This is a genomic window from Paraburkholderia bryophila (assembly GCF_003269035.1).
GTDB classification, from domain to species: domain Bacteria; phylum Pseudomonadota; class Gammaproteobacteria; order Burkholderiales; family Burkholderiaceae; genus Paraburkholderia; species Paraburkholderia bryophila.
The window spans coordinates 1-24159 of record NZ_QLTK01000030.1; the positions used below are offsets into that span (position 1 = coordinate 1).

Annotated in this window: 21 protein-coding genes; 10 read left to right on the forward strand and 11 right to left on the reverse strand. The window is 62.7% G+C overall.

Annotation, left to right across the window (positions count from 1 at the left end):
• Positions 1–215: 215 nt before the first annotated feature.
• The 3 genes from BX591_RS29455 to BX591_RS29465 are packed head-to-tail and all read right to left on the reverse strand — an operon-like array spanning position 216 to position 3134.
• Positions 216–1244, reverse strand: a complete 1029-nt coding sequence (locus BX591_RS29455) for a Gfo/Idh/MocA family oxidoreductase (RefSeq protein WP_111934844.1) — start codon at positions 1242–1244, stop codon at positions 216–218.
• Positions 1244–2260: an inositol 2-dehydrogenase gene (gene iolG / locus BX591_RS29460; protein ID WP_111934845.1), complete on the reverse strand. Its 1017-nt coding sequence runs from the start codon at positions 2258–2260 to the stop codon at positions 1244–1246. The genes BX591_RS29455 and iolG overlap by 1 nt, the downstream gene beginning before the upstream one ends.
• A complete protein-coding gene (locus BX591_RS29465) occupies positions 2253–3134 on the reverse strand; it encodes a MurR/RpiR family transcriptional regulator (RefSeq protein WP_111934846.1) in 882 nt (293 codons plus the stop codon). Before BX591_RS29465 ends, iolG begins: the two co-directional genes overlap by 8 nt.
• Positions 3135–3410: 276 nt before the next feature.
• Here BX591_RS29465 and BX591_RS29470 point away from each other — a divergent pair, with 276 nt between their 5' ends.
• From BX591_RS29470 to iolB, 7 genes are all read left to right on the forward strand, one after another.
• Entirely contained in the window at positions 3411–4457 is a 1047-nt protein-coding gene (locus BX591_RS29470) for a sugar ABC transporter substrate-binding protein (RefSeq protein ID WP_105506662.1), read from the forward strand.
• Positions 4458–4743: 286 nt separating this feature from the next.
• Positions 4744–5928: an ABC transporter permease gene (locus BX591_RS29475; protein WP_111934847.1), complete on the forward strand. Its 1185-nt coding sequence runs from the start codon at positions 4744–4746 to the stop codon at positions 5926–5928.
• A gap of 34 nt (positions 5929–5962) precedes the next feature.
• A complete protein-coding gene (locus BX591_RS29480) occupies positions 5963–6769 on the forward strand; it encodes an ATP-binding cassette domain-containing protein (protein WP_111934848.1) in 807 nt (268 codons plus the stop codon).
• 72 nt (positions 6770–6841) lie between these two features.
• Positions 6842–8896, forward strand: a complete 2055-nt coding sequence (locus BX591_RS29485) for a bifunctional 5-dehydro-2-deoxygluconokinase/5-dehydro-2-deoxyphosphogluconate aldolase (protein ID WP_111934904.1) — start codon at positions 6842–6844, stop codon at positions 8894–8896.
• The gene (gene iolD, locus BX591_RS29490) at positions 8893–10866 is read left to right on the forward strand and encodes a 3D-(3,5/4)-trihydroxycyclohexane-1,2-dione acylhydrolase (decyclizing) (RefSeq protein WP_111934905.1); all 1974 of its coding nucleotides are present in this window, start codon (positions 8893–8895) and stop codon (positions 10864–10866) included. The genes BX591_RS29485 and iolD overlap by 4 nt, the downstream gene beginning before the upstream one ends.
• A gap of 10 nt (positions 10867–10876) precedes the next feature.
• The gene (gene iolE / locus BX591_RS29495) at positions 10877–11803 is read left to right on the forward strand and encodes a myo-inosose-2 dehydratase (protein ID WP_111934849.1); all 927 of its coding nucleotides are present in this window, start codon (positions 10877–10879) and stop codon (positions 11801–11803) included.
• Positions 11800–12600 carry a 5-deoxy-glucuronate isomerase gene (gene iolB / locus BX591_RS29500; protein ID WP_111934850.1) on the forward strand — a complete coding sequence of 267 codons (801 nt, stop codon included), beginning with the start codon at positions 11800–11802 and terminating at the stop codon, positions 12598–12600. The genes iolE and iolB overlap by 4 nt, the downstream gene beginning before the upstream one ends.
• 43 nt (positions 12601–12643) lie before the next feature.
• On the opposite strand, the gene BX591_RS29505 is transcribed toward iolB, so the two are convergent.
• Positions 12644–14905: a hypothetical protein gene (locus BX591_RS29505; protein ID WP_244146823.1), complete on the reverse strand. Its 2262-nt coding sequence runs from the start codon at positions 14903–14905 to the stop codon at positions 12644–12646.
• On the opposite strand from BX591_RS29505, the gene BX591_RS37035 reads away from it, so the two are divergent.
• Positions 14802–15170, forward strand: coding sequence for a hypothetical protein (locus BX591_RS37035; protein WP_244146861.1), 369 nt, complete (start codon positions 14802–14804; stop codon positions 15168–15170). The two genes, BX591_RS29505 and BX591_RS37035, sit on opposite strands and share 104 nt — an antisense overlap.
• A gap of 291 nt (positions 15171–15461) precedes the next feature.
• On the opposite strand, the gene BX591_RS29510 is transcribed toward BX591_RS37035, so the two are convergent.
• From BX591_RS29510 to BX591_RS29530, 5 genes are all read right to left on the reverse strand, one after another.
• Complete coding sequence (locus BX591_RS29510) at positions 15462–15845, reverse strand: nuclear transport factor 2 family protein (RefSeq protein WP_111934852.1); 384 nt, start codon at positions 15843–15845, stop codon at positions 15462–15464.
• Between the two features lie 239 nt (positions 15846–16084).
• Complete coding sequence (locus tag BX591_RS29515) at positions 16085–17875, reverse strand: ABC-F family ATP-binding cassette domain-containing protein (RefSeq protein ID WP_244146824.1); 1791 nt, start codon at positions 17873–17875, stop codon at positions 16085–16087.
• Between the two features lie 309 nt (positions 17876–18184).
• Positions 18185–18478: a hypothetical protein gene (locus tag BX591_RS29520; RefSeq protein ID WP_111934854.1), complete on the reverse strand. Its 294-nt coding sequence runs from the start codon at positions 18476–18478 to the stop codon at positions 18185–18187.
• Between the two features lie 269 nt (positions 18479–18747).
• Positions 18748–18942 (reverse strand): hypothetical protein, encoded by a 195-nt coding sequence (locus BX591_RS37040; RefSeq protein ID WP_420849436.1) that lies wholly within the window; start codon positions 18940–18942, stop codon positions 18748–18750.
• Between the two features lie 74 nt (positions 18943–19016).
• Complete coding sequence (locus tag BX591_RS29530) at positions 19017–19436, reverse strand: VOC family protein (RefSeq protein ID WP_244146825.1); 420 nt, start codon at positions 19434–19436, stop codon at positions 19017–19019.
• A 54-nt stretch (positions 19437–19490) separates the two neighbouring features.
• On the opposite strand from BX591_RS29530, the gene BX591_RS29535 reads away from it, so the two are divergent.
• Positions 19491–20153, forward strand: coding sequence for an ureidoglycolate lyase (locus tag BX591_RS29535; protein ID WP_111934856.1), 663 nt, complete (start codon positions 19491–19493; stop codon positions 20151–20153).
• 76 nt (positions 20154–20229) lie between these two features.
• Here BX591_RS29535 and BX591_RS29540 read toward each other — a convergent pair whose 3' ends face one another.
• Positions 20230–20841 carry a TetR/AcrR family transcriptional regulator C-terminal domain-containing protein gene (locus BX591_RS29540; RefSeq protein WP_111934857.1) on the reverse strand — a complete coding sequence of 204 codons (612 nt, stop codon included), beginning with the start codon at positions 20839–20841 and terminating at the stop codon, positions 20230–20232.
• A gap of 92 nt (positions 20842–20933) precedes the next feature.
• Here BX591_RS29540 and BX591_RS29545 point away from each other — a divergent pair, with 92 nt between their 5' ends.
• Positions 20934–22445, forward strand: coding sequence for an FAD-dependent monooxygenase (locus tag BX591_RS29545; RefSeq protein ID WP_244146826.1), 1512 nt, complete (start codon positions 20934–20936; stop codon positions 22443–22445).
• 28 nt (positions 22446–22473) lie between these two features.
• Here BX591_RS29545 and BX591_RS29550 read toward each other — a convergent pair whose 3' ends face one another.
• Complete coding sequence (locus tag BX591_RS29550) at positions 22474–23940, reverse strand: hypothetical protein (RefSeq protein ID WP_146749827.1); 1467 nt, start codon at positions 23938–23940, stop codon at positions 22474–22476.
• Positions 23941–24159: the final 219 nt, after the last annotated feature.

The following is a 24159-nucleotide window of genomic DNA, read 5'->3' on the forward strand; positions in this document are numbered from 1 at the left end:
GGTCTATCTGAATCCGGAGCGAACCCAGGCCTCAGCCGAAATGTATAGGCAGGCCGCGTAACGGTTCAGGCGACAACTACCTTGACACACACCGCGGCAAAGAGAAGTTAGTGCCGCCCCGCACAGGGGCAACACTAATAGACCACTAACCCAGCAAGAAAAGGCCAACACCACAAGCAGCACAACCAGGCCCCCGTCCAGGCAAAACCAAAAACCTACAAAACCACAGCCCGCCCACTCAGGAGCGACTCCCTAAGCGCACTCCCAATCCGCGTAGCCTCAACCGCATCAGCAAGCGAAGCCCCACAAGCCCCCCCACCCCGCACAGCCGCAACAAACTCCCTCGCCTCAACCAGAAACGCCTCCTCGAACCGATCAAAAAACGTCGGCGTGCACTCATTCCGAATTCCGGATCGATCATAAATCTCAACCCGATTCACCGCGGGATTGCGCCCAATCGTCAACGCGCCGGCCGTGCCAATCACTTCACTATGGCTATCGTTGCCATGCGCCTGCGTCCGCGACGCATAAAACACCGCAAGCTTGCCACCCTCAAACTCACAGATCGCCACGCCGTTATCAACGTCGCCAAACTCCCGCAACCCCTCGTGCAACGCCACCGCCCCCGCAGCGAACACCCGCGTGGCACGCGGCTTCCCTAACAACCAACGCGCGACATCGATATCGTGCACCGTGCAATCGAGAAAAATCCCGCCCGACGTCGCCGCGAACCGCACGAAGAAACCATCGGTATCGTTCTGATCCGTGGTTTGCGAGCGCACCAGAAACGGCCGGCCAATCGCGCCGGCGGCAATCTTGTCGAACGCATCCCGATAGCTCGGATCGAAACGCCGCATGAACCCAATGGTCGCCTGCAAATGCGGATAGCGCGCCGCCTCGGCCAGCACCCGCTCGCATTCCGCCAGATCCAGCGACAACGGCTTCTCGCAAAACACATGCTTGCCGGCCTGCAACGCGTCGATAATCTGTTGCGCGTGCAACGACGACGGCGTCACCAGCCACACCGCATCCACCTCGCGATCCGCCAGCAATTCGGCGTAATCGCTGTATAGACGCGGTTCCGGCAGCGCCTCGCGGGCCCATGCGCGCTCCTCGTCCACCGGACTGCAGGCCGCCACTAAAGACGCCCCCGGCACCCGGTACGCAAGATTCTCCGCGTGGCGCTTGCCCAGCCGCCCCAACCCCACCACGCCCAATCGAAGCCGCCCCGTGTCCGCGCTCATCACGACGCCTCGCCGAGTTTGACCGCACGGCCCTCGCGCCACGAACGCGTGGCGGCGTCGGCGAGTTCGAGCGCTTTCAGGCCATCGGCAACCGTCGTGCGTACCGGCTTGCCGCGCGTCACCGCATCGAAGAAATGCGCGATTTCAAGCGCGTACGCCGCGCGGTAACGTTCGAGGAAAAACGCTTCGGGCACGTCGCTCGACACCTCGGTTTTCGAATACGCCGTGACTTCCGTCGGCCGCACATTGCCTGCCTGCAACATGCCGGTGCTGCCGAGCACTTCGAAACGCTGGTCGTAGCCATACGCGGCACGTCGCGCGGTATTGATCTGGCACAGGCGGCCGCGCTTCGTCCGGATCGTCACCGCCGTCGAATCGATATCGCCCGCTTCGGCGATCGCCGGATCGGTCAGGCAACTGCCGGTGGCGTGCAGCGTGTCGGCTTCGTCGTCGAGAATCCAGCGGAAGACGTCGAAGTCGTGAATCAGCATGTCCTTGAAGATGCCACCCGAGTGCCGGATGTAATCGACCGGCGGCGCACCCGGGTCCCGGCTCGTCACCACCAGCATCTCCGGCGTGCCGATCTCGCCCGCGTCGATACGCGCCTTCAATGCGGAAAACGTCGGGTCGAAGCGGCGCTGAAAGCCGATCATGCACACCACGCCCGCGCGCGCCACCGCGTCGGCGCAAGCCCGCGCGCGCTCCAGCGTGAGATCGACCGGCTTCTCGCAAAACACGTGCTTCTTCTGCGCGGCGGATTTCAGAATCAGATCCGCATGCGTATCCGTGCTCGAACAGATCACGGTCGCGCCGATCGACGCGTCGCCCATCGCGCCATCGATATCCGCCACCTGCGCACCGTGCTCGGCGGCGAGCGCCGCGGCGGCCTCGCGATTCACATCGACCACGTATTTGAGCCGCACGCCCGGCTGGCGCGCAAGATTGGCCGCATGAATCCTGCCGATGCGTCCCGCGCCGAATACCGCGACATCGATCGTCTTTGCCACATCAGTCATCGTATCCTCCAGTGTCTTTGGATTCTTCAACGTTCAATTCGAGCTTGTACGCGAGCGCGATAAACAACGCCTGGCACAAACAGATCGTGCTGGTCAGCGAGCGAAACGCGAACGCGCTGCCCTCTTTCACATACAGTTGGGTCGTCGCATAGCGGGACAGCGGCGACAACTGGCTGTCCGTAATCACCAGCGTTTTCGCCTGATGGTGATGCGCCACGCGCAAGCAATACTGCGTTTCCTTGCCGTACGGCGCGAAGCTGATCGCGATCACCACGTCGCCCTTCTTCACGCTGCGAATCTGTTCGCGGTACATGCCGCCGAAACCGGACACCAGATGCACGCGCTTGGGCGTGTGCTGCAACGCGTAGACGATGTAGCTCGCCACCGGAAACGAACGCCGCACGCCGATCACGTAAATGTTGTCGGCCTGTTGCAGCATCTTCACGGCGGCGTCGAACTGCGCGTCGTCGAGGCCGGCTTCGAGTTCCTCGAGCCCGCCGCGCGACGCCGCAATGAATTCCCGCGCCACCGAGCCGCCCGACAACGCACCCGGCTTCTCGTCGATCAGCTTGCGAATGCGCTGCTGATAACTCGGCGACGAACTGCCCTGCCCCGTGTAAGCCTGACGGAACACCGCCTGCAGATCCGAGAAACCGGAAAACCCGAAGCGCTGCGCAAACCGCACCACCGCCGATGGATGCACGCCGCAACTCGCGGCGATGTCGCTGGTGCGATCCACCATCACGCTGGCGCGGTGCTGCTCGATATAAGTCGCGACATTCTTCAACTGACGCGGCAGCGCCTCGTAGTTTTCCGCGATGCGCTGCATCAATTCCTCGACGCTCGGCAATTCTTCGGTGCTCTCTTCCGCCATGGCTCTCTCTCGGGTGCTTTATTGCAGTGCGGTATCGGCCGGTAAAGCCCGCCACACGGCGTCCTGACGCTGCCGATTATAGGCAGCGGCCCCGTCAAATGGAACGTATTTTCTATTTTTATTTGTCATGAAATTTTCATTGCAACGCTCGGAAAGATGGCCTAATCTTGGCCGTGAGCGATGGCGTCGAGCTGAACCGCACTGTGCTGACTGTGAACGGAAAGCCGCCCGCCAGACGCTCCCTTCAATAACGACAGACCGAGAAAGGTGGAGACAATGAGACTTTGCAAGGGCAAGGGTGCGCTCAGGATTCTGGTGACGGCATTGACGTTGGCGACGGGATTCGGCGCGGCCTCGGCCGCCCGCGCGGCTGACGCCCATTTCGTGCTGATCAGCCACGCGCCGGATTCGGATTCGTGGTGGAACACCATCAAGAACGCGATCAAACAGGCCGACGAGGACTTCAACGTCGAGACCGATTACCGCAATCCGCCGAACGGCGATATCGCCGACATGGCACGGCTGGTCGAACAGGCCGCAGCGCGCAACTACGACGGCGTGATCGTCTCGATCGCCGACTTCGACGTGCTGAAGAGTTCGATCGCCAAGGTCACGCAGAAACACATTCCGCTCGTCACGATCAACTCCGGCACCGAAGAGCAAAGCGCGCAGCTCGGCGCGATCATGCACGTCGGCCAACCCGAATACGCGGCCGGCAAGGCGGCCGGCCAGAAAGCGAAGGCCGCAGGCATCAAGTCGTTCCTGTGCGTGAACCACTACGCGACCAATCCGGCTTCGTTCGAACGCTGCCGTGGTTTCGCCGATGCACTCGGCGTCGACTTCAAAACCTCCACGCTCGACGCGGGTCAGGACCCGACCGGCGTGCAGTCCAAGGTGAGCGCGTATCTGCGTAATCATCCGGACACGCAGGCGGTGCTCGCGCTCGGTCCGCTCTCGGCCGATCCGACCATCAAGGCGCTGCAGCAGATGGGCCTCGCCGGTAAGGTCTGGTTCGCCACCTTCGACTTCGACAGCGACATCGCGAAGGCGATCCAGGACGGCACGATCCAGTTCGCGATCGATCAGCAGCCGTACTTGCAGGGCTATATCCCGGTCGCCGTGCTGGCTATCGTGAAGAAGGAACACACCACCGACCCGGCGAAGATCCGCCAGATCCTGCAGGCCAATCCGAAGTTCAAGGAACGGCTGGCTACTTACGGGCTCGCACCCTCGTATGGGCCACGCAATATCGGCTCGGGCCCGGGCTTCATCACCAAGGCCAACGTCGACAAGGTGCTGAAGTACGCGGGGCAATACCGCTAATCAGGCAGCTAAGTCACGCCTGACCTGAACCCGCCGCGAGCATCACGATCACGCCGATCGCCCCGCTCGCGGCCAACAACAGACCAGCGAATGCCGGCCGGATCGATTCGGGCCGGCCGGCACTCGCCCGCCCGTTGTGTTTGACGTGCAGCCTCGTCGCGCTGCACCGGCATGCCGCACAGACAGACGCGAACTGCCGCCCTTATTCGCCGCATTTACTTTGCTTCAAACGCCGCACGGGTTGCCGACCATCAGTCGCCCGCCGGCGTATCAAGGAGAGCTTCAAATGGGTGTCGCCAACATTTTTCATCCCCATCCCCGCAAGCAGCCGCCGGGCGACCCGCAAGACCCGACCGGCCAGGCCAGCACCACGACGGCCGCCAGCGCCGATGAACGCGTGCGCCGGGAGTCGTGGTTCAAACACCTGCTGAATCGCCCGGAATTCGCCGCGCTCGCCGGCACCGCCATGGTGTTTATCGTGTTCGGCGTAGCGGCCGGCAACTCGGGGATGTTCAATCTCGACGGCGTGATGAACTGGTCGCAAGTCGCGGCCTATCTGGGCCTGATCGCGGTCGGCGCCTGCGTGCTGATGATTGCGGGTGAATTCGATCTGTCGATCGGCTCGATGATCGGCTTTGCCGGCATGATGGTCGCGCTGCCCACCATGTATTTCCACTGGCCGATCTGGCTCGCGATCATTTTCGCGTTCGCCGGCTCGATGCTGCTCGGCGCGCTCAACGGCTATCTGGTGATGCGCACGCGGCTGCCGTCGTTCATCGTCACGCTCGCCTTCCTGTTCATTCTGCGCGGCCTGACGCTGGCCTTATCCGTGATGTTCGCGGATCGCACGATCATCTCCGGTGTCGGCGATGTCGCACGCCAGGACTGGCTGGCCCACACGCTGTTTCAGGGTGTCGCGTTCAAAGGCCTGTTCGTCTGGCTCGGCCACCTCGGTCTCGTCAAGATGCTCGACAACGGCGTGCCGCTCGTGCCGGGCATTCCCAAGGTACTGCTGTGGTGGCTCGGCCTGGCGATCGTCTGCGCGTTCGTGCTGGCGCGCACACGCTTCGGCAACTGGATCTTTGCCGTCGGCGGCGACGCCAACGCGGCCAAAAACGTCGGCGTGCCGGTACGGCGCGTGAAGATCTCGCTGTTCGTGCTGACCGCGTTCTGCTCGTGCCTGTATGCGGTGCTGCAGGTGTGCGACATCGGCTCGGCCGCGGCCGACCGTGGTTTGCAGGCCGAATTCGAAGCGATCATCGCCGCGGTGATCGGCGGCACGCTGCTCACCGGCGGCTACGGCTCGGTGATCGGCGCCTGCTTCGGCGCGCTGATCTTCGGCGTCGTGCAGATCGGCATTACCTACACGAACGTCGACTCGGACTGGTTCCGCGTGTTCCTCGGCGTGATGCTGCTGTTCGCCGTGCTGTTCAACCACTACGTGCGTAGCCGCGTCGCGGCGTCCCGCTAAACCTCGCTAATTTCGCTCAGGCACGGAGCTCACGATGAGCACACCCGAACAGACCGACGGCGACTACATCCTGTCGCTGGAAAATGTCAGCCGCTATTTCGGCAACATCATTGCGTTGAAGGACATCAACATCAAGCTGCGGCGCGGCGAAGTGCATTGCCTGCTCGGCGACAACGGCGCGGGCAAATCCACGCTGATCAAGACGCTCGCCGGCGTGCATCAGCCGAGCGAGGGAACGTATCTCGTCGACGGCAAACCGGTGCGCTTCAACTCGCCGAAAGACGCGCTCGATCTCGGTATCGCCACCGTCTATCAGGATCTGGCGCTGGTGCCGTTGCTTTCAGTGGCGCGCAATTTCTTCATGGGACGCGAGCCGCAGAAAAAACTGCTGGGCTTCATCAACGTGATGGACCTCGAACACTGCGCCACCGCCGCACGCGACAAGCTCGCGGAAATGGGCATCAACGTGCGCGATCCGCATCAGCCGATCGGCACGATGTCCGGCGGCGAGAAGCAATGTCTGGCGATCGCGCGAGCCATTCACTTTGGTGCGCGCGTGCTGATTCTCGACGAACCGACCGCCGCGCTCGGCGTGAAGCAGAGCTTCAATGTGCTGAAACTGATTCACAAGGCGCGCGCCAAGGGCATTTCGGTGATCTTCATCACGCACAACGTTCATCACGCGTATCCGATCGGCGATTCGTTCACGCTGCTCAATCGCGGCAAATCGCTCGGCACGTTTACGAAAGACACCATCAGCAAGGACGAAGTGCTCGACATGATGGCCGGCGGCGCCGAGATGCAGAAGATGATGGGCGAACTCGAAGGCGCGACGATCTGATTGGATCTGATCTATTCGCGTGGGCCCGGTGCCAAGACGCCGAATCCCACGCTCAGCTACTCAGGATTATTCATGGCTCACTCCAGCACATCCAGCGCTCACCCGTCCGGCCCCGCGTCGGGTTCGGGTTCGACCAGCGGCCGCTTCGCGCCGGGCCGCACGCGCGACATCGTCTGCCTCGGCCGGCTCGCCGTCGATCTGTACGCGCAGCAGGTCGGCGCGCGGCTCGAAGACGTGTCGAGCTTCGCGAAGTATCTCGGCGGCTCGTCGGCGAATATCGCGTTCGGCTGCGCGCGGCTCGGTCTCGCCTCCGCCATGCTGGCGCGCGTCGGCAACGATCATATGGGCCGTTTTCTCACCGAGACGCTCACTCGCGAAGGTTGCGACGTCAGCCGGGTACGCATCGATCAGGAACGCCTGACCGCGCTCGTGCTGCTCGGCCTGAAAGACCGCGACACGTTCCCGCTGATCTTCTACCGCGAGAACTGCGCCGACATGGCGGTCGACGAAGCGGATTTCGACGAAGCCTTTATCGCGTCGTCGAAAGCGCTGCTGATTACCGGCACGCACTTCTCCACCGAACAGGTGAACCGCACGAGCCGTCGCGCGCTGGATTACGCGCGCCGCAATCAGGTGCGTACCGTGCTCGATATCGATTATCGTCCGGTGTTGTGGGGCCTCACGGGCAAAGCGGACGGTGAAACCCGCTTCGTCGCGAGCGAAGGCGTCACCGCGCATTTGCAGCGGATTCTGCCGCTGTTCGATCTGGTGATCGGTACCGAGGAGGAATTCCGCATTGCCGGCGGCAAGACCGAACTGGTCGATGCACTCGCCATGGTGCGTGCCGTGACGCCCGCCACGCTGGTGCTCAAGCGCGGACCGCTAGGCTGCCAGATCATCGACGGCGCGGTGCCCGCCTCGCTCGACGACGCGCCGATTCACGGCGGCGTGGAAGTCGAGGTGCTGAACGTGCTCGGTGCGGGTGACGCGTTCGCCTCCGGCTTTCTTTCCGGATGGTTGCGCGATCAACCGCTCGAAGCCTGCGCGCGCGCCGCCAACGCGAGCGGCGCGCTGGTGGTGTCGCGACACGGTTGCGCACCGGCCATGCCGACGCCGGCCGAGCTCGACTACTTCCTGCGCGAAGCGAAGCTGGACCCGCAGCGCATGCGCCGTCCGGATCGCGACGCGACGCTGGCCCGCTTGCATCGCGTCTCACCGGCCCGCAAACAATGGGACGAAGTACTCGGCTTCGCCTTCGATCACCGCAACCAGTTCTTCGAACTCGCGCAGCAGACCGGGGCGGATGAAGCGCGCATTGCACGGCTGAAAGGCCTGTTCGTCGAAGCCGTCGCGCAGACGGAAAGCGCGTTGGGCTTGCAGGACCGCATTGGCGTATTGATCGACGACCGTTACGGCCAGGACGCGCTGAACGCGGCGACCGGACGCGGCTGGTGGATCGGCCGCCCGGTCGAACTGCCCGGCTCGGTGCCGCTGGTGTTCGACCACGGCCGCTCGATCGGCACCTCGCTGATTGCGTGGCCGCGAGACCATATCGCCAAGTGCCTCGTGCAGTTCCATCCGGACGAGCCCATCGAACAACGTCTCGAACAGGAAGCGCAGTTGCGTGCGCTATACGACGCGACTCAGGCAAGCGGCCACGAACTGCTGCTCGAAGTGATTCCGCCGAAGCACGCGTCGCTGCCGCAAGGGCCGGATATCGTGTATCGCGCGTTGAAGCGGCTGTACAACATCGGCATCTATCCGGAGTGGTGGAAACTCGAACCGATGGACGCCGCGCAATGGCAGGCCGTCGACGCATTGATCGCCGAACGCGATCCGTATTGCCGCGGCGTGGTGCTGCTCGGTTTGTCGGCGGGTGTCGAGCAGTTGAACGAGGGGTTTCGCGCCGCCGCGCAATCGGCAACGTGCCGCGGTTTTACGGTCGGCCGCACGATCTTTCACGAACCGAGCCATGCGTGGCTCGCCAATGAAATCGGCGACGACGAACTGATCGCCCGGGTGCGCCGCACGTTCGAAACGCTGATCGCGTCATGGCGCGCGACGCGTGGCGCGAACGCCTCGCAGCACGGCGCGTCGCGCCGCGTTCATCAGGAGCAGGCCGCATGAACCAGCGCATCATGCATCACGACACGGCGTCCGCCAACGACGCCACCCAGGCACGCCCCGCCGTGTCCGGCACGATCCGCCTGACGACCGCGCAGGCGCTGGTGCGCTATCTCGCCGCGCAACGCGTTGTCACTGAAGACGGCAAAAGCACCGAGACGCTATTCGGCGGCGTCTTCGCGATCTTCGGGCATGGCAACGTGGCGGGGATCGGCGAGGCGCTGTACCAGCATCGCGAGGAATTGCCGACGCTGCGCGCCCATAACGAACAGGCCATGGCGCATAGCGCGATTGCTTTCGCGAAGGCGCATTTCCGCCGCCGCATGATGGCCGTGACGACCTCGATCGGACCCGGCGCCACCAACCTCGTGACGGCGGCGGCGCTCGCGCACGTGAACCGTCTGCCGGTGCTGTTGCTGCCCGGCGACGTCTTCGTGTCGCGCGCGCCGGATCCGGTGCTGCAACAGGTGGAAGACTTTCACGACGGCGGCGTCTCCGCCAACGACGCGCTCAAACCGGTATCGCGCTACTTCGACCGGATCGTGCATCCGGCGCAATTGCTCAATGCGTTGCCGCGCGCCGTGCGCGTATTGACCGACGCGGCGTTGTGCGGGCCCGTCACGCTCGCCTTGCCGCAAGACGTCCAGGCGCAGGCGTGGGATTTCCCGGCGGAATTTTTCGAGCCGCGCGTCGTCCGGTTTCATGCGCCTGCAGCGCGTATCGACGAGATCGACGCCGCCGTCGCGCATTTACGCCGCGCCAAACGGCCGCTGATCGTCGCGGGAGGCGGTGTGCTGTACGGCCACGCCACCGATGCGCTGCACCGCTTCGCCACCACGCACGGCATTCCGGTCGCGGAAACGCAGGCCGGCAAAGGCTCGCTGGCGTGGAACGATCCGTTGAACGCGGGCGCGCTGGGCGTGACGGGTTCGCCCGCCGCCAACGCGCTCGCGCACGATGCCGATTGCGTGCTCGCCATCGGCACGCGCCTGCAGGACTTCACCACCGGTTCGAACACGTTGTTCACCCAGGCGGAGGTGGTCGCGATCAACGCCAACGCGTTCGACGGCCTCAAGCATCGCGCCCTCGTCGTGGAAGCCGACGCGCGTCTCGCACTCGACGCGCTCGCCGAGCCGCTGCAAGGCTGGCACGCGGACCGCCCCTGGACCGCGCGCGCGCACAAACTCGCGGCGAGCTGGCGCGACACGGTGAGCACGCTCACGCATGCACCGCAACGCGACAGCGTGCTGCCATACGAAGGCGATGTGATCGGCGCGATCCAGCGTTCGAGCCCGGGGTCGGCCGCGAACGATATCGTCGTGTGCGCGGCGGGCACCCTGCCCGCTGAGTTGCACAAGCTGTGGCGTGCCGGCAAACCGGGCGCGTATCACGTCGAATATGGCTATTCGTGCATGGGCTACGAGATTGCCGGCGGCCTCGGTGCGAAGCTCGCACGGCCCGCGCGCGAAGTGATCGTGATGGTTGGTGACGGCAGCTATCTGATGATGAACAGCGAGATCGCGACCTCGGTGATGATCGGCGCCAAGCTGATCGTCGTGGTGCTCGACAATCGCGGCTACGGTTGCATCAACCGTCTGCAACAGGCGTGCGGCGGTGCGCCGTTCAACAATCTGCTGGAGGACTGCATGCAGGGTCCGCTCGGCGCGCCGCAGATCGATTTCGCCGCGCATGCGCGAGCCCTCGGCGCGCAAGCCGAGCACGTCGCGAATATCGCTGAACTGGAAGTCGCGCTGCAACGCGCACGCATCGCGGATCGCACCTATGTGATCAGTATCGACACCGACCCGGCCCGCACCACCGACGAAGGCGGCTGGTGGTGGGAAGTCGCCGTGCCCGAAGTGTCGACGCGCCCCGCCGTGCGCGACGCGCGCGCGAAATACGACGCGCAGCTCGCGGCGCGGGCCGAATCGGCCGACGCCGATGACCGCGCCGCCCAACCCGACAACGAATGAGGACGTCCGCATGACTGCTTTCGACGTACGTATCGGCATCAACCCGTTATCGTGGATGAACGACGATCTGCCTTCGCTCGGCGGCGAAACGCCGCTCGACGTGGCGCTGACCGAAGGCCGCCAGATCGGCTATCAGGGCTTCGAACTGGGCAACAAGTTTCCACGCGAGCCGCAGGCGCTGAAAACCCTGCTCGCGCAATACGATCTCGCGCTGGTGTCCGGCTGGTATTCCGGCCGCCTCGCGCGCGGCAGCGTGGAAGACGAAATCGCCTCGGTCGGCCCGCATCTGGACCTGCTCGCGCAAAACGGCGCGACGGCCATGGTGTACGGCGAAGTCGCCGATTCGATTCAGGGCGCGCCGCAGCCGCTGTATCAACGGCCGCGTTTTTTCAGCGACGCGCAGTGGGCGGCGTACGCGGCGCGAGTCGATGAATTCGCACGCTATACGTTGAGCCGTGGCGTGCGGCTGGCTTATCACCATCACATGGGCGCGTACGTCGAAACGCCCGCCGACGTCGATCAGCTGATGGCACGCACGAGCGACGCGGTCGGCCTGCTGTTCGACGCCGGGCACATTACGTTTGCCGGCGGCGATCCGCTGGCGGTGCTCGACAAACATATCGGCCGCGTGTGCCACGTGCATTGCAAGGACGTACGCCCCGCCGTGATGAAGCTGGCACGCAATCGCAACTGGAGTTTTCTCGACGCGGTGATTGCCGGCGCGTTCACCGTGCCGGGCGACGGCGCGGTGAATTTTCCGGCCATCATCGAGCGCCTGAAGCGGCACGGTTATCGCGGCTGGCTGGTGGTCGAAGCGGAACAGGACCCGGTGGTCGCACCGTCGTTCGAGTACGCGCAGAAGGGTTATCGCACGTTGCGCGCGTTGGTGGATGCACCGCTCGACGGTGTGGGCCGCGCGGATCAGGAGGCAGCATGAGTTTATTGGTGAAGGCGCAGCGCGACGGCCAGACGATCGCGCGGGTCACGCCGGAGTCGGCGTGCTGGCGGTACGTGGGATTCGCCGCTTACCGGTTGGGCGCGAACGAGGTCGTGCATGTGTTCGAAGCGACGCGCGAGGTGTGTATCGTCGTGCTGACCGGCGCGGTGGATATCGAAACCGCGGACACCACGTGGACCGCGCTCGGTTCGCGCGACAACGTATTCGAAGACGCCGCGCCATATGCAGTGTATTTGCCGCCGGGCGTGCGCGCGACGGTGCGCGCCAATCGCGAGGCGGAGATCGGTGTGGCGAGCGCGCCGGCCAAAGGCGAGTTTCCGGCAAGGCTGATCGAACCGGCTTCGATGAAGCGCTCCACGCGCGGCAAGGGCCTGAATACGCGTTATGTGTGCGATATTCTTCCGCAGACCGAGCCGGCGGAGTCGTTACTGGTGGTCGAAGTCAGAACGCCGGGCGGCCACGCATCGAGCTATCCGCCGCATAAGCACGACACCGACAACGTGCCGCACGAGAGTTCGCTGGAAGAGACTTACTACCATCGGTTGAACCCGCCGCAAGGCTTCGCGTTTCAGCGCGTGTACACCGACATGCGCGATATCGACGAATCGATGGCCGTGGAGAATCACGACGTGGTGATGGTGCCGCGCGGCTACCATCCGGTGATCGTGCCTTATGGTTACGACTCGTACTACCTGAACGTGATGGCCGGCGGGCAACGGGTCTGGCATTTCCGCAACGATCCGGCGCATGAATGGATCATCCATAAAGACGCTTGACCGGTTTGGCGTCACGGCATGCCGTGACGCGCCGTGACGTTTGCTACTTTCTGGTGGCCAGGTCGACGTCCAAACCGCCGTCGGTGCCCATTCGCACGGTTCCCTTCGACACGTCGCGGCGATAACCGTACAGATCGAACTTCATCACGCCGGGGTTCGAACTGTCGCTGATGAAGGTTCTGGTATTCGTCACCAGCGAATTGAACATCTTCACGTCGCCGGATTCGATCCAGACGAAACTCCTGGCCGCATTCGCCGGCGGGCGCGCGGCGGCAAGCGCGCCGTCGCGCTTGAATTTCAGCACCAGACCTTCGTCCGTTACCGTCGCGCTGGCGAGGCGGCCTTGCAGCACCGGCGGCGGAAACACCGTGTACTGATCGAACACCAGTTCGTTGCCCTGCAACGCGACGCCCTTGCGCGTGAGCGGCGTGAGCGATGCCAGCGGAATATCCAGTGCGCGCAGCAAGCCCGCCTGCGGCACGCCCAGCACTTTCACCGAGGTCGGTTCATAGACGAGATGCCGCTCGTCTTTCGCGACGATCGTGCCGCTCATCGTGGTCGGCAGCCAGACGCCGGGAAAGTGATTCCACAACTTGATGCCGCCGGTGACTTCCAGCTTGCCGTCGACGGGTTTCAACTGCAGATCGTTCAGCGAGCGCGGCGCGTAGTCGAGCAGGTAGTCGTTGAATAGCGCCGCCATGGCCGGCCAGGGCTCGACCACCTCGCCGCCGATGATATGAATGTCGTACTGATCCGAATCGTCGAGGTCGACGGGTTGGCCCGGTCGCTTCGGCACCATTTGCGCGTCGAGCGATCGCACATGAAAACCGATCCGCCCGGCGACGTAGAAGTCGACGTTCTCGACGTGAATCAACGGCGCGACGGCCGCTGAATGACGCTCGTCGATGAACGCCGAGCCCGGCGTCGCCATGCTCTGGCCGCTGAATGCCGCGCGCGTGCCGACCGGAATCGCGCGCGCCACCGAAGCGGTCCTCGCGATCGGCGGCACGTGTTGCCACACCAGCCGAGCCTGCGCGAGCGAAGCCTGCTGCGCGCGGATGAAGCTGTCGTTGAAGCGTGCGCCGGCGCTGCCGGTTTGCTGCGACGCGTCGTTCGCCGCAGCGGCGCCACTGGCGCTGGCACTTGCGCTGGCGAGCGTCGAATAGGACGGCAGATGCACGTCCAGTGCGCCCGCTTCATTGAAAGTCAGATAGCCGGCCGCCATCTGGTCGCGGTAGTGATACAGGTCCAGCACGAACGGCGCGCCGGCGTCGAGCGGCGTGATCGCCATGTCGATATTCATCGGCATCGAGCGCATGAATTTCACGTCCCCGCCCTGCACCAGCATGCCGCGTGCGGGCATCGTCGCGGGCCAGTCGATTCTGGGCACCGTGTGATCGTCCAGCGTGAAGCGTACGCCGGCCGCGCTCGTCTCGATGTGCGTGATCGTCATGCGCAAGGCGGGCGGCGGCGTGAGTTTGGCGACCTGCATCACCACGTCATCGCCGTCCAGACGCGCGATCGGCGTGTCGACTTTCAGCAGATCGGCCATCTTGACGTGCGCGGCCTGCATCAGCTTGTCGGCGCCGACGCCGGCGACTTCGACATGATCCGCGCGGAACACGAGTTCGCGGGCGTTGCGCATCGACAAGGCGCCGCTCAGCACGATCGGCACCCACGTTTCGCGATGCATCTCGCCGGTAATGCGCAAGCTCCCGCCGTCTTGCGGCACCACCCGCATATTGCGCAGCGGTGAGCCCTGATACTGGAACAGGTAGCGGTCGAAAATCGCGGTGAGCTTCGCGCTGTCGAGTGTGACGTCGCCGCGGTGCACGTTGATCGTCACGCTGGTGGGGTCGTCGAATACGATCGGCTGACCGGCATGCGCGGGGCTCAGCGTCGCGGCCATGTCGTGGATCATGAAGCCGATGTCGCCGGTGACCCGAAAGTCCACGTCGCGCGCGAACATCAGCGAACCGTCGATGCCGGAATCGCGCAAGCTCAACGGGCGGGTGCGCTTTTCGGTCATGCCGCTGGCCGACGGCAGGCGTGCCGCGATGCGCTGTTCGGTAGCGAGTTGTTGGGCTTTCGCGAGTTCGAGTGACGGGCGTGTCGATGCGGCGGGTTGGGCGACGGCGCCGCGCGAGGTGTCGGCGGCGCTCAGGGCTGGGACTGAGTCTGGCGACGGTGTTGCAGTGATAGTGCTGCTGGTTGCGCTCGCCGCGCTCATCGGCGCGCTGGCGGAGTTCGACGGCGCGGCCGACGTCCCGCTCGTGCTCGAACTCGCATCGGCGCAGGCGGACATCAACAAGGCGGCGGTCAACAACGCGACGCCGACGCCAATCGGCGCGCACCACATCCGCGTGTGCCCCGCTTTTCGTGCCGGTTTTGAGCGTGATCCAGCCGAGTCCACTATGCGTTGCCCGGTCGCGGCCGCTTCGTCTGTTGCGCGTGTCTGTTTCATGACGTCTCCTCCTGAAGCCGCGACGCGTCTCGCGCGCGTCGGCTGCGGCATGGTTCGTCACGCTGGCGGCGGCTTTAAACACCACGCCGACGCCGCGCGCCTTTGACCTGATTGTCTTGATTTGTCAGCGCGCTGCCGACAAGATTTCTGGAGGGTGCTCACCAAACGATCAAGCGTTTGAATCGCCTCGGTGAGTCAGTGGGAAGCCGCGTGCGTCGGGCTTAAGCGGCGCGCCGTGAAGCAGCATTCAAACGGCATTGCCGGGTGCAAGCTACGCAGCGTGCGACGTTAGCGGACAGGCAGAGGCTCTAGATACACTCGATCGCGACGCAACCCACCGCGCAACGCGATTTGCGGCGCTGCAATAAGAAAGCGGCACATCGGCCGCCCTCGGGTATCACTTAGTCTGCTGAACCCATTGCTTACGCCAGCCCGGCGCTTCGAAAGGATCCGAAAAATACTGCGTCTCGTGGACGACCTTGCCGTCGCGAAACTCCATGATGCTCACCGTCAAGAACGCCCGGCCGTTATAGGTGATCTCGTATTCCGTGACCCACAGAGTTCCTTCGCCCTGAATTCGCATGACGTCGAATCCCGATGGCCTGTCAGGGTGATGACCGCGCAGTGCCTGCAAGTTGGCTCGACCGAGAATCCGCTCGCCCGATTGGGGATAGTCACAGATGGCGTCGTCAGCATAAATGGCGTGCTCCGCGTCCAGATCGCCGGCCGCCGAGGCGCGCCAGTGTGCATTCAAGGCTTCACGCAATTGCGCTTCCTGCATGGCAACACCTCCGCACGATTACATGTCCCGCGATGAAGGACTCACGCGTTGAAGCCGTCAAAAAGGGCGATGTGGAGTCGTCATCAGATAGCCACCGTCAGGGTCGAATCGAGCCCAAAACAGCAGGTGGATTGGCTGATTCAGTGTAGCAAATGGATCGCGGCCGAATGATGCCGACTGGTAACGGCAGCAATTGCGCCGTTTACCAGCCGGGTTCCAAAGGATTTTTTACTCAGGCTTTACAGACCCAACGATTCCTCCAATCGTCGCATCTCCTGCTGCCATTCCTGCTGCAAATGAGCCTTCTGATGTTTCGGCTTGCGCGCCCGATCCGTCTCTAGCCACGCCTCCAATTGGCACCAGCGCTGCCACTGCACTTCGGCCTCTTCACTAGCGAAAGTGGACTGCGCAACCGGACCGGGCAGCGCAGCCGGAGCAGCTTCGGATCGCACCTTGTCATTGGTGGCGAACAGCCGCTGATAGGCGCCGGCGGCATCTGGCCATTCCTGAACCTGGCCATTGCCGATGACCCAGAACCGGTTGCAACTGGTTTCGATCAATTCCCGATCGTGCGAAACCAGCAGAAAACCACCGGCGAAAGCAGCGAGTGCGGCCGCGAGTTCACGCTTGCCGTCCAGGTCCAGGTGATTGGTCGGCTCATCGAGCCATAGCATGTGATAGCTGGCCATGGACAGCGCCAGAAACAGCAACCGCGCGCGCTCACCGCCGCTGAGCGTGGCCACCTTCTGGCCGTGACGCGAATAGGCGAACCCTGCCGATATCAAGGCTTGCCGTCGCTCCCTGTCGCCGACCGGCGCGAACTTGTAGAGGGCGTCGGCCAGCGTCGCTTCGTCGGCCAGTTGACGCAGCGACTGATCGTAGTAGGCGATGCGCGCCGCCGGATGATAGCGCCAGCCTGCGCGTGCTTCGCCTGCCTGCACGTCGCTCCAGCACTGACGCAACAGCGAAGACTTGCCCGCGCCGTTGCTGCCCAGCAGCGCAATCTTGTCACCCAGCCGCAACCACAGGGCGTCGAGCTCGAACAACACCGGCTGATCGGACTGCGCGCGTACCTGCAAGCCTTCGAATGCCAACAGACTGTCGGCGGCCAATGACTTCCCTTGCAGCTTCAGGCACCACGGACTGCCGCGACTGACGAAGGTCTGCTCGTCTTTCAGCTTATCGGCGCGCCGCTGTATGTTCCTCGCCTGGCGCAACAGTTTTTCATTGTCATGCTCGCGCCCCCAGGTCGCGACGCGCCTGCTACTGGCCGTCAAGCGGTCGATTTCCTTTTGCTCGCCGGCATGGCGCGACTGCGCCGCGACGTCGGCTTCGGCCAGCGCGACTAATGCCTGACTGCACGGCAAATCGAAACTGTACAACTGCTGATCGCGCAGAATCCAGCTCTTGTCGCTGAGCGTATCCAGCAGCCGTGGATCATGCGACACCAGAATGAAACCGCCTTGCCAACGGCGCAGGAAATCCTCCAGCCACAGCAGTGACGGCAGGTCCAGATGGTTGCTGGGTTCGTCCAGTAACAACAGGTTGGGCTCCTGCAATACGGCGCGCCCCAGCAGCAGGCGGGTGTGCTGTCCGCCGCTCAGGCTGGCCACCGGCGTATCGGCGGCGTCAGGCAAGGCCAGTTCGCTCAGCAGACTGTCGACTCGCCAATGGTGTTCCGGCTGTTTGTCGATCGCCTCCAGAAGCGCCTCGCGCGCCGTCAGGTCCGCAAGCCGTGGCGGCAGATGTTGCTCGACATGCTGAAGGCGGCACTGTCCAGCATATTGCACGCTGCCGGCACCCGGCTCGCGGCTGCCCGCCAATAGACCCAGCAGGCTGCTTTTGCCGCAGCCGTTATGGCCCAATAGACCAATGCGGTCGCCGAGTTTTACGGTAAAGGAAAGATCGTGGAATAGCGGGCCATGGCCGCTTTCCAATTGCAGGGAAAGTGCGGAAATCAGGGTTGTCATGCTTTTGCTCTCGTTTCTGCGGGACGTGTTTGTCCCTGTCAACAGGAGCGCTGGCGACAACAATGGAATCGAGAAAGAACTCGATTAGATGAGTAGGCTTTGCTCTGACCAGGTTATCGCAGCGCGATAGAACGCAGGTGAGAGCAGGCAAATGTGCTGGACCAATGTACCAACATCATTGGGTACACGAGCAGAACCATATTTACCTCCTTTTTTTCAGAAAGAGTTAAGGTCCGCGCAGTGTAATCCGGATTGGGCGATAAGCGCTATTCCGTTAGCGTCCGTGATAACGACGTCGTGCCGGACGAGGTAGGCCAGGCCAACACATCGTCGTCATTCCCGATCGCTGTTATTGCGTGTTATCGCCGGTTATTGCGCGGCCGGCGATACGGTACTCGGGGTGGCCAGCGTATTGTGACTGCCGGGAAGGTTGGTCAGCGACGTGGCACTATTGCTCGAGTTATTAGGCATACCCGAGTTTGGCGAGCCGGCGTTCGTGCCGCTTTCCGAGTTGCCTGCACCGGGCGTGCCGTAGCCGCTCGTAGCGGCAGCCGGCGACGTGACGCTTGGCGTCGCGAGCGTATTGTTGCTCTGTGCATAGGCGCCGGCCGACAGCGTGATGGCGGCGACGGCCGCGATGAATATGCTAGTTGCCTTGATCATGTCCCGCTCCTTTTTTGATTTGGACTCGAATTGCGGCTCAACGACCCATTCACCCTTTTGCACGGCGGTCGTTGTCTGCCTGATTCGTGGCGATCGAACCTGTGCCTGTATGCCCGCGCATTCGTATACTCGAAGCAAAGCAAAGATCGCCGCACAGCTAGTCTAGGAAAACGGTCACGGATAATTAAGCACTATATTTGCAAGGATGAATTGCTATTTCTGGAATTGAGCCGGGCAGGTTTTGATCACCATCGAGAAAGGAAACCGCGTTAAGCCAAAGCATTCTTTTGAGCGGCCAGATTAAGTTTGCCCGCTCCCATGCGAACCTCGACCTCCGCGAAAATCGCCTCGGCGAATTCGACCACGGGCGGTTTCTCCGCGTCGTACATCATGACGAATTCAATATCCGGCAGTGCCGGTAAGCCTTCGCTCACGCCGAGTTCGCGAAGTTCGTCACCGATCACGCTGCGCGGCACCGGCGCGATGGCGCGCGAATTCTAGGCGCGCTCGCTGCGTCACGAATTGATGCCGGCGAGGCCTAATCGTGGCACGTGCAGATTTCGAATTCGTGGCCGTCGGGGCTCGCCAGAACGACGCTGGTCATGGCGTCGTTTAACTGCATGACGACGGTTGCGCCGAGAGACTTCGCGCGTTCCAGAAAACCCGGCAGAGACGATGATTCGAATTCGAACACGGGCACGGATGCGCTACCGACCAGTTCATCGCCAAAATCGTTCAGCAATAAGCCGAGCCGAATGCCGCCGATCGAAAACTCGGCCCATTTCTCCGACTTGCGATTCGGTGCGAGTTCCAAAAGCTTTTCCCAGAACGTGATCGACCGCTCCATGTCCATTACCTTGAAATAAATGGTTCTGATGCGCATTGAATGTTCCTGGATGGCTGTTTGGAAGAGCCCAAAGATCCCACAACTTAACCAGGAAAGATACGGCGAGGGCATGGCAGGTGGCCCGGCGTTCACGAAGAACCTATGCGCGACGTGTAGACTATTTCGATGACCCAGCAAATCGACTACCTCAACCCCGCGCTGCCGGCCGCCCTGCGCCGCGTGACCATGCCCGTGGTCGACGCGACCCCGCAAACACTCCACGGATTCGGCAGGCTCGTTGCAGACCCGAACGAGTGTCCTGTCGAAATCGTACAGTGGCCCGCCGTGGGATCGAGGCCGATCGATCCCGGCACCGGCGACGAAGCCGGCACCACCACGGGCACATTCATCAGCGAATGGCACGGGGACATTCTCTACGGCCGAAACGAGGCCGTGGGCGGTCACTACGTCCTCGCGTATGCAACCGAGCCCGACACCGCGCGCGAAGAATCCACCGCTGCGCCTGAACGCATGCTGCTCTGGCACGCGAACTATCACCCGGACGGCGGACAGCTCTTCTTTCCGCTGGACCAGCGTCCGTTTTATGTGCCGCTTGCCTTGCCAGGTGACGACATTGCGCCGGAAAACTTCGTGTGCTTTCGTTTCGATGGAACCCAGGGTCTCTACATCCATCCGAACATCTGGCATGAAGGGGTGTTCACCCTCGAGGGCACCCAGCGCTTCTTCGACAGGCAGGGCGCCGTTCACGCGCGCGTGTCTGTCGACTTTGCCCGCGAGTTTGGCTGTCTTCTCGAAGCGCCGATTCACGGTAGTGCGCTGCCCGGTTGAGGCGGAAAGTTATCTCTTGAAGCAGCACCGTCGGTAAGCGCGGCCTCTCGCCTCATGGTGCCGTGGCGGGTGGCCGCTATCGGCTGCAAAGACCGCTAACCAGCAGACCCAGGCCAAACTCAAAGGCCACCTCCGGATCGATGGGATCGATCGCCGGGCCGGCGTCTGCCGCCTGTGCGGTCTCGCCTTTGGCGGCCGCTTTGCGTTGAGGTTCGGGTGACGCAGTCCTGACGTCATGCGCCTGCTCCTCCAGCACGCAGCCCACCGTGAACTGACCCGCGGCCAGCAACGCCATCTGCGCATCCGGTTCGCTGAAGCCCGCGCGCACGAGATACGCCACTTTCGGCAGGATCCGCTCAAGTTCGGCCTGGTTCGGCGTCGTGCCGGCGTGCAGCAGTGCGCCGTCGCGGTGGGCGAGGAGCGCACGGCGAAAGCTGCGGGCGTTGTCGGCAAACCAGACCGGCCAATCGGCGATGTCAGCGGGCACGCCGATCGTGTGATGCCGCGCCAGCACCAAGGAAGCCATCTCGCCGAGTAGCGCCGACTTGTCACGGAAGTGCCAGTAAAGCGTGGCCGACTCCACGCCGAGTTTCTCGGCCAGACGTCTCGTCGACAACCCATCCAGCCCGACTACATCGAGCAATTCAAGCGCTGCGCCGGCCACTTCGTCACGTCGAATTTTTGCCATGCTTGATTCTCTATCAGCGATAGATATACTTATCGATGATAGATTTTAACATCGAGGAGTCGCGCATGACCGTTCGCCCTACCCGCACATCGGTGCTGATCGTCGGCGGCGGACTGGTTGGCCTGTCGGCTGGCCTGTTCCTGCAACGCCTGGGCGTTCCCTTCATCCTCGTCGAGAAAAACCGGAACGTTTCGCTGCTGCCGCGCGCGCGCGGCATTCATCTGAGAACCATGGAGCTGTTTCGCCAGATTGGTGTCGAGGAGGCGGTCGAGGCGGCGGCGGCCGCAGCCTGGCAACAGGGCAGCTTCGGCGGCGCTCGGCGCGGGCGCACGCTGGTGGATGCGGAGCCGATCGTCGACGTCTCCACCATGCGCGTGAAAATGGCGGCGGCCGGCGCGTCGCCGTCGAGTTTCGGCGCCTGCCCGCAGACGCTGATCGAGCCGGTGCTGCGGCAGCAGCTTGAGGCGCGAGGTGGGGACGTGCGCTTCGGCCATGAACTCGTGTCGTTCGTCGAGTCGGGCGACGCGGTGGTCGCGGCCGTACGCGGCCCGGATGGGCGGGAAACGATCATTGAAGCCACCTGGCTGATCGGCGCCGACGGAGGACGTAGCTTCGTGCGCAGGCAACTGGGCGTCGGCAGGGTCGAGACGCCCGCCCCGCAGCACCTGCTCAACATCTTCTTCCATGCCGATCTGGCCGAGGCCGTGGCAGGCCGCACGTTCAGCCAGTGCGAGATCGCGAACGAGCGCGTGCGCGGCCTGTTTCTGGCAATGAACAACACGGACAAATGGTCGTTCCACCTGGAGTACGAGCCATCGCAAGGGCTGCCAGCCGACAGCGAACTGCCCGACCTGGTGCGCGCCGCGATTGGTCTGGACGATGTCGACATCGACATTCCCAGTCGAGGCGCGTGGAGTACGGGCGTGTCGATTGCAGAGCGTTATCGGGTGGGCCGCGCTTTTCTGTGCGGCGACGCGGCGCACCTGATGCCGCCGTGGGGTGGTTTCAACGCGACCACCGGCATTGCCGACGCGCACAATCTCGCATGGAAACTCGCCGCGGCATTGCGCGGCGAGGCGACAACGGCGCTGCTAGACAGCTATGAAACCGAGCGGCGGCCAGTCGCCGTGCGTAACGGCAGCCAGGCCCTGTTGCGCACGGACTTCGATGCGCGCTTCGGTATCGAAACGCAGACCAACCGCGAGGTGTTCCCTGCGCTGCTCGATGCGGGTGCGTTGTTGTTGCGGCATCGCTATCGGGTCGCGGACGGCGCGTCTGCAGAAGAGTCGCCGGAGTGGGTAGCGCATCTGCAGGCACAGACCGGGACGCGCTTTCCTCACGCCTGGATTCGGCGCGACAACCAACGGATGTCGACGCTGGATCTCTTCGGCGACAGTTATGTACTGCTGGCCGGCCCGAACGCTTCGGTGCAGCCGTCGAGCCGTGCAAGTCTTAACCCCGCTACGCCCGCGGTTTATGTCGCCGGCAAGGATTTTGAGTTCGTCGATTCCGAAGACGACTGGCGCACGTTGACAGATCTATCCGACGACGGCGTCGTGACGGTACGGCCAGACGGATTTGTTCTGTGCCGATCGACGGGTTGAGTTTGAGTTTGTTTCGAACGAACCGGGGTCAATCGGCGCACGTCAATCCAGTCCTCGAAATTTCAAAACGAAACGGCAACGGGTCAGACGGAATTGGAAAAACGGGAGGCATGTCGTCTGAGTCCGACGAGGAATATCCCGATGTTCGAATATACGAAGTGGGAGTGCCCGCGTGACCGCCCAGCGGATACGGGTAGCACGACCATAGCTGGTACATGCGTCTGTTCTGAAGCATGAAATGCGCGAGTTGCCTTTCCTGAATGCCGTACAACAACGCATTGAGGTCTCGGCCAGCTCCACCCACGTTGCCCAACCCACCCTCAGATCTAGCGACCTTGCCATTGACCAGGCGGATCTCCCAAAAGCCGTCCAAACCGGCCTGTGCCGTCGGAACGGGGCCGACGGATATCCAGATCATGTTTGCAATGGCGCGCAGTTGCGCCAGATCATCCATTGCAAGTGTGATGTTCGAACGATGAGTGATCGCGGACTGCACCTTTCCATTGATCAATTTCAACTCGAAATTGATAACGGAGAAAGTTCCAGTGTCGAAATCAACGAGTCTTGTCGTCGTTCCACCAAGTCCACCGACCGAGACGGTGAAGCCATGGCGCAACTGTTTGAATGGATACCCTTCCGGCATAGGAGCCGACGAGCAATTTCCTGCGCACGTTCGCTCCGATGCGCGAGATCCGATTTCAGCTGTTGCCGCAAGACGCACCATTCGAGGCGGACGCGCCGCGAGGGCGTGCAGGTAGCCGTCCAACGCATCGCTCTCAATTGAGAATTCTTTCTTGATACGGTCCTGCGCAAGGATCTGACTGCCTTGATCCCGGATATTTAGCGTAGCGGAGACCTGCGAGGCAGCGTTGTCCGCCGCGGCATTGATCTGGTACCGACGCTGAGCAAACTCACCGTACGTTAGTTTCTGCTGCGAGAGAGCGACGGTAAGTTGGCGCAACTTTGCTTCGGCTACGCTTGCGAACGCTGCTCTTTGCAGGAAAATCGATTGCGCCATTGGTGTTAGATCCGGCGACGCCGGACTGATCTCATGCTCCTGCTCTATGCACGCATCGCGGAGTTCTTCCCATTTCATGATCAACGGTACGTCGGCATCCGTGGGAAAAGCATCAAGGGACGCATACGTGTATGGCGCGGGCGACAACGGATCGTGAAATATCTCAATCTTGTTGCGAATTGGATTCAAATCGGGTGTGGACATGGCGGCTGCACACTCTTTGCGCCATACATCGATCCGAGCGTTAATCGCCTTGTATCCATCGGAATTTGCTGCGTTCTGGAGCGTGGTCGCAGGAGCGAACTGATCCCGCGAGGGATTGCTGAGTCCATTGCTCGTTACCATCGAACCCGTCGCGCATGCCGGTGTTCCGAGACCAGTTCCGCAACCGGAAGAATGATTGGTCGATACGGGACGATAGGAATTGCAGCCACTCATCAACACCAGGACGGCAAGTGCCGCAATATGTTTTCTCATCGTGTAGTGTTTCAGGAGAGGGGCCTTAAATAGTGGGGGCGAGTTTTCACGCGGTGACCCGAGTACCAGAAGATTCTATTGGTTAGGTGTTCGAGCGTCGACGATCCGAACGCCGTTGTCGAATGACCGGTCATGGCCTCTGCATGCTGCAGTCTGCCCAGTTCGGCTCATCCCTTTACTTTTTTTATGAGCGGACATTGGACCAAACCAGAAGTCGAT

Coding starts and splice junctions, on each gene's coding strand:
- BX591_RS29455 (WP_111934844.1), bottom strand. CDS start 1,244: ATGAGCGCGGACACGGGGCGGCTTCGATTGGGCGTGGTGGGGTTGGGG.
- iolG (WP_111934845.1), bottom strand. CDS start 2,260: ATGACTGATGTGGCAAAGACGATCGATGTCGCGGTATTCGGCGCGGGA.
- BX591_RS29465 (WP_111934846.1), bottom strand. CDS start 3,134: ATGGCGGAAGAGAGCACCGAAGAATTGCCGAGCGTCGAGGAATTGATG.
- BX591_RS29470 (WP_105506662.1), top strand. CDS start 3,411: ATGAGACTTTGCAAGGGCAAGGGTGCGCTCAGGATTCTGGTGACGGCA.
- BX591_RS29475 (WP_111934847.1), top strand. CDS start 4,744: ATGGGTGTCGCCAACATTTTTCATCCCCATCCCCGCAAGCAGCCGCCG.
- BX591_RS29480 (WP_111934848.1), top strand. CDS start 5,963: ATGAGCACACCCGAACAGACCGACGGCGACTACATCCTGTCGCTGGAA.
- BX591_RS29485 (WP_111934904.1), top strand. CDS start 6,842: ATGGCTCACTCCAGCACATCCAGCGCTCACCCGTCCGGCCCCGCGTCG.
- iolD (WP_111934905.1), top strand. CDS start 8,893: ATGAACCAGCGCATCATGCATCACGACACGGCGTCCGCCAACGACGCC.
- iolE (WP_111934849.1), top strand. CDS start 10,877: ATGACTGCTTTCGACGTACGTATCGGCATCAACCCGTTATCGTGGATG.
- iolB (WP_111934850.1), top strand. CDS start 11,800: ATGAGTTTATTGGTGAAGGCGCAGCGCGACGGCCAGACGATCGCGCGG.
- BX591_RS29505 (WP_244146823.1), bottom strand. CDS start 14,905: ATGTCCGCCTGCGCCGATGCGAGTTCGAGCACGAGCGGGACGTCGGCC.
- BX591_RS29510 (WP_111934852.1), bottom strand. CDS start 15,845: ATGCAGGAAGCGCAATTGCGTGAAGCCTTGAATGCACACTGGCGCGCC.
- BX591_RS29520 (WP_111934854.1), bottom strand. CDS start 18,478: ATGATCAAGGCAACTAGCATATTCATCGCGGCCGTCGCCGCCATCACG.
- BX591_RS29530 (WP_244146825.1), bottom strand. CDS start 19,436: ATGCCCTCGCCGTATCTTTCCTGGTTAAGTTGTGGGATCTTTGGGCTC.
- BX591_RS29535 (WP_111934856.1), top strand. CDS start 19,491: ATGACCCAGCAAATCGACTACCTCAACCCCGCGCTGCCGGCCGCCCTG.
- BX591_RS29540 (WP_111934857.1), bottom strand. CDS start 20,841: ATGGCAAAAATTCGACGTGACGAAGTGGCCGGCGCAGCGCTTGAATTG.
- BX591_RS29550 (WP_146749827.1), bottom strand. CDS start 23,940: ATGAGAAAACATATTGCGGCACTTGCCGTCCTGGTGTTGATGAGTGGC.